The organism is Hydrocoleum sp. CS-953, from assembly GCF_002260545.1.
Lineage (GTDB): Bacteria > Cyanobacteriota > Cyanobacteriia > Cyanobacteriales > Microcoleaceae > Trichodesmium.
Map to the genome: position 1 here is coordinate 1 of NZ_LGSU01001216.1, position 8,093 is coordinate 8,093.

At 36.5% G+C, this 8,093-nt stretch carries 6 protein-coding genes and 2 pseudogenes; 5 read left to right on the top strand and 3 right to left on the bottom strand.

Annotation, left to right across the window (positions count from 1 at the left end; all coding sequences use genetic code 11):
- The 4 genes and pseudogenes from AFK68_RS35315 to AFK68_RS37095 all read left to right on the top strand — a co-directional run.
- Positions 1–93 (top strand): annotated as a pseudogene (locus AFK68_RS35315) (bifunctional ornithine acetyltransferase/N-acetylglutamate synthase); the annotation flags it as partial.
- Positions 94–296: 203 nt separating this feature from the next.
- The gene (galT, locus tag AFK68_RS20345; RefSeq protein WP_094674576.1) at positions 297–1,313 is read left to right on the top strand and encodes a galactose-1-phosphate uridylyltransferase; all 1,017 of its coding nucleotides are present in this window, start codon (positions 297–299) and stop codon (positions 1,311–1,313) included.
- Positions 1,314–1,693: 380 nt separating this feature from the next.
- Complete coding sequence (locus AFK68_RS20350) at positions 1,694–2,794, top strand: D-alanine--D-alanine ligase family protein (protein ID WP_094674578.1); 1,101 nt, start codon at positions 1,694–1,696, stop codon at positions 2,792–2,794.
- Positions 2,795–2,931: 137 nt separating this feature from the next.
- Positions 2,932–3,084: a hypothetical protein gene (locus AFK68_RS37095; protein WP_168186571.1), complete on the top strand. Its 153-nt coding sequence runs from the start codon at positions 2,932–2,934 to the stop codon at positions 3,082–3,084.
- A gap of 267 nt (positions 3,085–3,351) precedes the next feature.
- On the opposite strand, the pseudogene AFK68_RS42140 reads toward AFK68_RS37095, so the two are convergent.
- The 3 genes and pseudogenes from AFK68_RS42140 to AFK68_RS20365 form a co-directional block, all read right to left on the bottom strand.
- Positions 3,352–3,555, bottom strand: a pseudogene (locus tag AFK68_RS42140) (IS5/IS1182 family transposase); the annotation flags it as partial.
- A 324-nt stretch (positions 3,556–3,879) separates the two neighbouring features.
- Positions 3,880–4,797: a lipopolysaccharide assembly protein LapB gene (locus tag AFK68_RS20360; RefSeq protein ID WP_143438082.1), complete on the bottom strand. Its 918-nt coding sequence runs from the start codon at positions 4,795–4,797 to the stop codon at positions 3,880–3,882.
- Between the two features lie 294 nt (positions 4,798–5,091).
- Positions 5,092–7,461 (bottom strand): CHAT domain-containing protein, encoded by a 2,370-nt coding sequence (locus AFK68_RS20365; RefSeq protein ID WP_094674582.1) that lies wholly within the window; start codon positions 7,459–7,461, stop codon positions 5,092–5,094.
- Between the two features lie 60 nt (positions 7,462–7,521).
- Between AFK68_RS20365 and AFK68_RS37100 the strand changes: the two genes are divergently transcribed.
- Positions 7,522–7,689: a hypothetical protein gene (locus AFK68_RS37100; protein ID WP_168186572.1), complete on the top strand. Its 168-nt coding sequence runs from the start codon at positions 7,522–7,524 to the stop codon at positions 7,687–7,689.
- Positions 7,690–8,093 lie beyond the last annotated feature (404 nt).

Consider the following 8,093-nt stretch of genomic DNA (forward strand, 5'->3'; position numbering starts at 1 on the left):
GAAGTTTGTATTTATTTAGCAAAAGCGATCGCTCGTGATGGGGAGGGAGCAACTTGTTTGATAGAAGTTCAAGTTAATGGAACATCTGAAAAAGCACCCGAAAAGTTAAAAATCATATACTTTATCCAGAGATTCCCCCAAAAAACTTAGTATTATTCTATATTAATTACTAAATATATGGGTGTGTAAATGACTAGGGTTAATAACCAAGGTTTAAAGCTACTATTTATGACTGCAATTGTTAATCATAAAAACACGATTATAGTTAGATTAATCAAATAATTGGAAAAACACCAATGACTGAACTAAGACAAAATTTAATCACTAGAGATTGGGTCATTATTGCGACAGAAAGAGCCAAAAGACCTGATAATTTTGCTAAACCCGAAAAATCGCAAATTGTCATCCCATCGTATCAACCAAATTGCCCATTTTGTCTCGGCAATGAACATCTAACAGGACCAGAATCATTTCGACTAAAAGATAATAATAGTTGGAGAGTTAGGGCAGTACCTAATAAATATCCAGCTCTAACTCCAACAGGTGAAAAAATTAGAAAAATAGATAAAACTTTCCGTTCTCTGACAGGAGTTGGGTTCCATGAAGTGATTATCGAACACCCACGCCATGACCTGACAATACCATTTCTAGAACTTCAAGATATAGTCAATATTTTCAGAGTTTATCGCCTGCGATCTTCACAGATAAAACAAGATAAACGAATTCAAACTATCCTAATTTTTAAGAATCATGGTAAAGGTGCCGGTACATCATTAGAACATCCCCATTCTCAATTGGCAGCAACGCCAATTGTACCTTATCAATTACGGATTAGGATACAGGAAGCAATGCGATATTTTGATGATACTGGAGAATGTTTATTTTGCCGAACTTTAGCAGATGAACTAGCTGCTGAAGAGAGAATAATTTATGCCAGTAAATATTTTGTTTCATTTATTCCTTATGCAGCACTTTCTCCATTTCATACTTGGATTTTTCCCAGGCGTCATTCATCATCTTTTGATGAAATTACTGAGTCAGAAATGTTAGATTTAGCTGATAATTTGAGAACTGTTTTAGGGAAACTTTATTATGGCTTAAATAACCCAGATTATAATTATATAATTCGTTCAATTCCAACCGATGAACAACGTACAGATTATTTCCATTGGTATTTAGCAATTGTTCCTAGGGTTTCCCTTACCGCTGGATTTGAAATGGGAAGTGGAATGTTTATTAATACTGCTGTGCCAGAAGAAAATGCTGCTTTTTTACGTTCTGTGGAAATTCCTATTAGTTGCAGTTTAGATTAATGGTATTTTCTACATTCTGACAAATAAATTGTCTAAGTTATGAAGATTTGGTTTTTACTTTGTCCAGCAGTTTATCTCACTAGCCATAAGTTCTTCAATTATTAATTATTCATTAGACCTAGGCGTGAAAAAGATATAGATTTTTTGCGCATAGTAGGGAACAGGGAACACTTAACTGGGAACAGGTAAGATATTTTTACGAAAAAGGCAGGAAAAAGGATTTTTTATAGTGACTTTTTCTTTCTTTAGCTAATACAACTAAAAGGTTTATTTATTTTCCACCAGATGTCTATTATTAATTATTAATTACGATGAGAATGACCAATTAGCTTAAGTATGATAATCTATCTAAAATAAAATTCTGTTAAAGGAATCCGATCATGACAAAATTACGAGTAGGTTTATTATTTGGTGGTTGCTCCGGCGAACATGAAGTATCCATTCGTTCCGCTAAAGCGATCGCTACTGCTTTAAGTAAGGGTGAAAATAACAGCAAATACGAATTGATACCAATTTATATTCAAAAAGATGGTCGTTGGCAACCAAGTGATTTTGCTCAAAAAGTTCTAGAGTCTGGCAACCCTCCATCATTGCCATTAACAGATGAAAATAATAATGATTCCAATACATCCCTAACTCAAGAAACTTCTTCTAATCTTTGGCAAACTCCTCCCGAAGCAGCACAGGTAGATGTCTGGTTTCCAGTTCTCCACGGTCCGAATGGGGAAGATGGTACTATACAGGGTTTACTGAAGTTAATGCAGGTTCCCTTTGTGGGGTCTGGGGTTTTGGGTTCGGCAATGGGTATGGATAAAATAGCGATGAAAATAGCTTTCGACCATGCAGGTTTGCCCCAGGTTAAATATCAAGCAGTGACGCGATCGCAAATTTGGTCTAATCCTTGTGTTTTTCCCAAATTGTGTGATGATATTGAAGCAGCTTTAGAATATCCCTGTTTTGTTAAACCAGCAAATTTAGGTTCATCAGTGGGTATTGCTAAGGTGCGCTCTCGTTCAGAATTAGAAACTGCCTTGGATAATGCTGCCAGTTATGACCGTCGAATTATTGTTGAAACTGGTGTAGAAGCGAGAGAATTAGAATGTGCAGTGTTGGGGAATGATGTGCCGAAAGCTTCTGTAGTTGGTGAGATTACTTTTGAGAGTGATTTTTATGATTACGAAACCAAATACACAGAAGGAAAAGCAGATTTATTTATTCCAGCGCGAGTCAGTGAGGCGATCGCCACTCAAATCAAAGAAATGGCTACTCAGGCGTTTTTAGCTGTGGATGCAGCAGGTTTAGCAAGAGTAGACTTTTTCTATGTGGAAAAAACAGGAGAAATTTTTATTAATGAAATTAATACCATGCCTGGTTTTACTGCAACCAGTATGTATCCTATGCTTTGGGAAGCTACTGGCATTCCTTTTGATGAGTTAGTAGATATTTTGATTCAATTAGCTTTAGAAAGACATTCTAAGTAACTAACAATTTTCTGTAGGTTGGGTAGAGCGAGTGCGAAACCCAACATTTATCATTAAATATTTTTGTCAGTCTTAAGTAGACAGTAGTATAATTCATATTAAATAAGTACACACATACAATTTAGGAATCATTAATTGTGGATAGAGAAAAAGAAGCGATCGCCTTACCAAAAAGAACTCAAAAATTTCGGACAAGATTATTCCCTGGAAAGACTTTACCTGCTCAAGAAATAGCAAAACGCAAAGCTATCAAAGCACAACAAGAGCGATCGCTGTCGAACAGTCTTTGAAAAATTTTGCCCTCAATTAATATCATGTCCGCTTGAATACTTACACTTTGGTGGAAGGAAGGCAGAGGTCAGAAGGTAGAAGGTAGAAGGGTTTCTTACAATTGTGACCTAATCCTATAGATGCTCCGATGCTACCGGACATGATATAATTGACATTGCAGTTGCAATTATCAATTATCAATTATTAATGGCTTTGTTGCATGAAAGTTGCGATATAGCTGGCGCTAGGCTCCGCCAACGCGAAACTCCACTAAGGGGAGTTAACTACTAGATTCCAACTTTGTAGCTTTTAGGCTTACCTTTTTGAATCATACGGTTAAGCATGGCACATTGTATGAATAGCTCCACTGCTTGGGCATCAAATTTTCGTCGTCGCAACTTACCTCCAAATATCACTTTGAGCCTGAACATGGTGGTTTCAGATAGAGAGCGTCGATGGTAGCCACTTTCACGCTTCCACTTCTTTCGCCCCAGTCTAGCCTGCTACGCATAAAAAACGCAATCGTTCTCTTTCTATAGATTGATGTTTTATTCATCTATTGTCCAATAGTTAGGGGTGGCTGATTAAACCTCAAAACTTTTGCCTGTAAAGGTTTCAGTCTTTTTATATTAAAGATTGCTGTTTTATTCATCTATTGTCCAATAGTTACAGCAGTTTCCGCGCGTTATGAAGTACAGATGCGGAGCAAGTGCGGCAGCTATATACTTTCATGCAACAAGGCCGTAAATCATTGTTTTGAGCAATAGACGTCTATGAGAAACCGGGTTTGGGGGTTTCGCCTGCGTCAGTCCCGATCAATTATTTCTTTTCCTCAAAATATTCCAATCAGTTCTCATCAGAAAATCCCAATCTCGTAGCGCCACTCGCGACCATAACCAATTTTGTCGAAGTTGAGGAATATGATATTCTCTCGCAGCTTCTTTCATTACTTTTGTCCGATATTGGAGCGCTCTCAACCAGCGTTCTCTTTGCTCATTTCCCTGATAATTTTGAGCAGATTTCATCATTACTAATCCAATCCCTGCATAAGCATTAAGAGCATCTTTTTGTTCAACTTCTGGAGTAGTAATAGCCTCAGTTGAAATATTCTGCAATCTTTCTGTTTCTGGTAAAATTTCTCCTGATAATTTTAATACTTTGAACCAAGCTTTATAAGCTTTTTCCAAGTCTCCTTTGGTATAGTAAGCAAAACCTATAGCATTTTGATATACGATAGAATTAGGACGTTGATCGACTGCTTTTTTCCAATGATCGTAAGCTTCATCTACATCATAATTTCTATTTCCATCTTGAGCTAACTCCCAAACTAATCGACCGTATAAAAAATCAATTTCTGGATCAATATTTTTGTTATTATTAGGTGCATTTTTGACAATATTAAGAGCTTCTTTTGCCTCGAAAAAAGCGCCTCTATTTAGTAGGGACTCTACTGCTTTTTTTCCAGCTTCAATATCATTCTTCTTAAACTGTTCAATAGCTAATTTTTTTTCTGCTTCTACCGTATTAGCACTATAATTAATAGGTTGTTCTTTGTTATATATTTCAAGGTTAATTGGGTCGGGAGTTAAAGGTATAGTTTTTGCATAATTTACTGGTCGATTTTGAAATAACCAAACACCACCTAGAGTTAACAAAACAGCAATTAGGTGTGAGAGTATCCTGCCAGGAACTGAGTTAAAAAAATTTACCGTGTTTTCCTGTTTTTGTGTCATTGTGATATTTTCTAGAATTAGATTAGTATTTAAAAGGAATAAATTTTCAATATATCTAACCGTCAGCATTTTCTGCGGAATGCGGATCTAACTGCCGTTAGCTATTGCCGAATTGAGGTGACAAAAGCCATTGAGAAATTGAGAGAGAATTAAAATAAAAAGTTACTGCTAGATGTCAGCTCCCTTAACTACAATAATTTCAAGGAAAAGTATGAGAGGCTAATACAAATTATATATAAATTATATTAGCCTCCGCAAGAAATAAACAGTCACTAGGTCTACCATGACTGTCACTTAAGTCAGGGTTTCTGAATTTTGATTCTGTTCAAGCCACTGTTGGTCTTTCTGTTTGTCTCGAAGTTTCAATAGTTTATGCCAATCTTGACGGGCTTTAGGAGACCACAACCAATTTTTTTGCAGTTCTCCGACATAAAATCGTTGACCAGCTTTTCTCATAACTTTACCAGCATATTTAAAAGCTTGAACGGGAGTTTTTTGTAAATTTTGAGCAGATTTAAGCGTTACTAATCCTAGACCTGCATAAGCATTTAGAGCTTCTCTGTTCTTGAGGGATAAATTTCTCTGGTAGTTATAAGAAACAGGACGAGTTTTTTGAGATTCTAGGGGAATTTCTCCAGACAAATGCAACACTTTTAACCAAGCTGCATAAGCTTTTTCTATATCTCCTTTGGTGTAATAAGCAAAGCCTAAAGCATTTTGATATTGAATATTCTCTGGGTTTTTGGCAGCAGCTTTTTCCCAATAAATTATAGCTTCATCTATCAAGTTATTTTGATTTCCATTTTGGGATAATTCCCAGACTAATCGACCTTTGATAAAATTTATTTCTGGATAGTCACTGAGTTGTTCTGGCACAGCATCTATAGCTTCTGCTACTTTTGCTAATTCTCCTTCTTCTAATAATTTCTCTAATACAAATTTACCAGCCTGAATCTCATTTTGATTAAACTGTTCAATTGCCAAATTATGTACTTCTGGGGTACTATTAATTGTTTCATTAACAAGTCTAATTCTGTTATATTCATAGTTGAGACCTGGATCGGGTGCTTTTGGCAATTTAACGCTTCTTTCTAATTGTCTATTCCAAGTAATTAAATTAGTACCAAATAATAACAACATTCCTGATATCGTATATCCTAATGCTTTTTTCCAGGAAAATTTATGAGACTTTTTCTCAGTCTTTGATGTCTTGAATATTGATAGAAATTCTTCACTATTTGGGTTTGCTGTTATTGATTGATTATCTAACTGCTTTGCTATTTCTCTTTCTTGCAATATCTCCTCAAGTGTCATCACTCGATCTTTACTCTTTTCAACCTGCAAATTCAAATTCTTGGTTTCAGCTTCAGTAGGATATTGCTCCAAATTCCCCAGTTCGATATCTGGTTGGACACGAGTTGAATCTTCTGGTGAGTTAGGAGATTCAATCTTTTCATCAATAGGTGTTAGGAACTCCTCTTCGATTTCAATTTTAGAATCGTTTTGTTTTTCAATTAGATATCCACCAAAATCTTGATGTAGATAAACAACAGGCAATGCCCAATAAAGTTTATCAGAACCGTAAGCAGAAATAAGTCCTTGTCTTGCCCGACTTAAACTTAAGTCTATCGGATCACCTTGATTGAGATTGCGATAAAACAACCGTGTCAGAATCAGAGAAACATCATCTGGAATGCGTTCCGCCATTGCCAGCACTCCCGGAATTCCCCGTTTCACCATCGCTTCTGCTAAGTTTATCTCTACTCCCTCATCAGTGGGGTGAACAAGATGGTTGTAAGCACCTCGACAGGAGTTAAATACCGCCATCTGAATACCATTGTTAACTAGCAAACCTGCTAGATCCTTACCACTCAGACTTTCTGTTAAACCTGTTATATTACTCACTAGAGATATTTCACCACCAGAAATACCCCAGGTGCTATGACCTGCATAATGGAAGACTTGATATTTACCTTGTTCTAATGCTTGGGTAAGTTGTTCTCGCCCTGGTTGCCGGAGAATATCTAGGTGAATCTGAGTTTGCCCACTATTTTTTTCCAGTTCTTGTTGTAATGCCTCATATTCTTTTTCTAGTTGTAGACTGTCCTTATCAGTAGGAGCTGCGATCGCCATTAAGATTTTTAATGGTTCTTCAGATGTTAATATCCGGGTAGATTTCGGTAAACAGGTATTGGGTTGATAGCGAGAGAAGAGAATATCAGTACCAGTTGCCAGAGGGCGATCGCCTACATGGAGAACCTCCCAAGGCAAACTGGATATACGTCTGTCTTTAGTACCTAGACGTAACTGTAAAACCTCTCCTGAGTAATGAGCTATTGCTTGAGCAGAGGTCAAACTATGCTCAAGAGTATCTTTGAATAATTCTTGATACATTTCTTGGCCTAATGCTACTAAACTTGGACTTACTACTTCCCCAGACCTGGCCACAATCTGATCGGGGATAACTACCTGAGAATTGGACTTTTCTTCTAGGATATCGGTAAATGGATCGCCAAGTAGGTGACGTGCTTGGGCCAGCCATTGTTCTACAGGCCATTCGACTATTTCTTCAGCCACTAGGCCACCAACAGGTACTTTTTCTGTACGGACAAGATATTTGTCTTCTCCCAGGGGAGTAATTGAAATATGAAATTCTTGAGTCACTTATTTTCTATCCTTATGCTCAAATTATTCCGCCAAAACTCCCGATCTTCGCTTTGATGTGTGAATACATGGGAAAGAAATGACGGCTGTGGTTTTGGTGCTAGTCTAAATAAGGTCAAAGTAGTGCTGGTTATGATTTCCCAGACCTATCAATTTGCACACTTAGTTTTGGCGTTATCTATTACTAACTTGACTGTTGGGATTATTACAGACTGGTTGGTTAGATAATTATAACGCTCATTTTTTGGCCTCTTCATCTATGTTAGTATTAGGTTTCTGAGGCTTGATCTTTAAATTTTCTCTACAACTACTTATTAACTAATTCAGGAGGGCTTTCTGGATAATTTGATCATCAGCACTAAAATATTAATCTAGGTATTAATTCCGTTAAATACCTACATTTTAATTTCCGGCCCGACATCTAAAATAGTAGATATTGGGTAGCAAGTAGCAATAGTAATTATTAATCTGGTTAAGCTGACCAAATGACAGATTAACCTATTTTTTCCCTAGACAATATTATATGTAAAAAGTTTCTTTTTTGTCTGGTTTATTGACTATAATTTTTGTTTTGCTTAACAGAACCGTATTTGTTTAAAGCCATTAAATCACCTTTTTTCAATTGAGAGAAT

Excerpts from the sequence above, each read along its gene's own strand:
- galT (WP_094674576.1), top strand. The coding sequence starts at position 297 with ATGACTGAACTAAGACAAAATTTAATCACTAGAGATTGGGTCATTATT.
- AFK68_RS20360 (WP_143438082.1), bottom strand. The coding sequence starts at position 4,797 with ATGACACAAAAACAGGAAAACACGGTAAATTTTTTTAACTCAGTTCCT.
- AFK68_RS20350 (WP_094674578.1), top strand. The coding sequence starts at position 1,694 with ATGACAAAATTACGAGTAGGTTTATTATTTGGTGGTTGCTCCGGCGAA.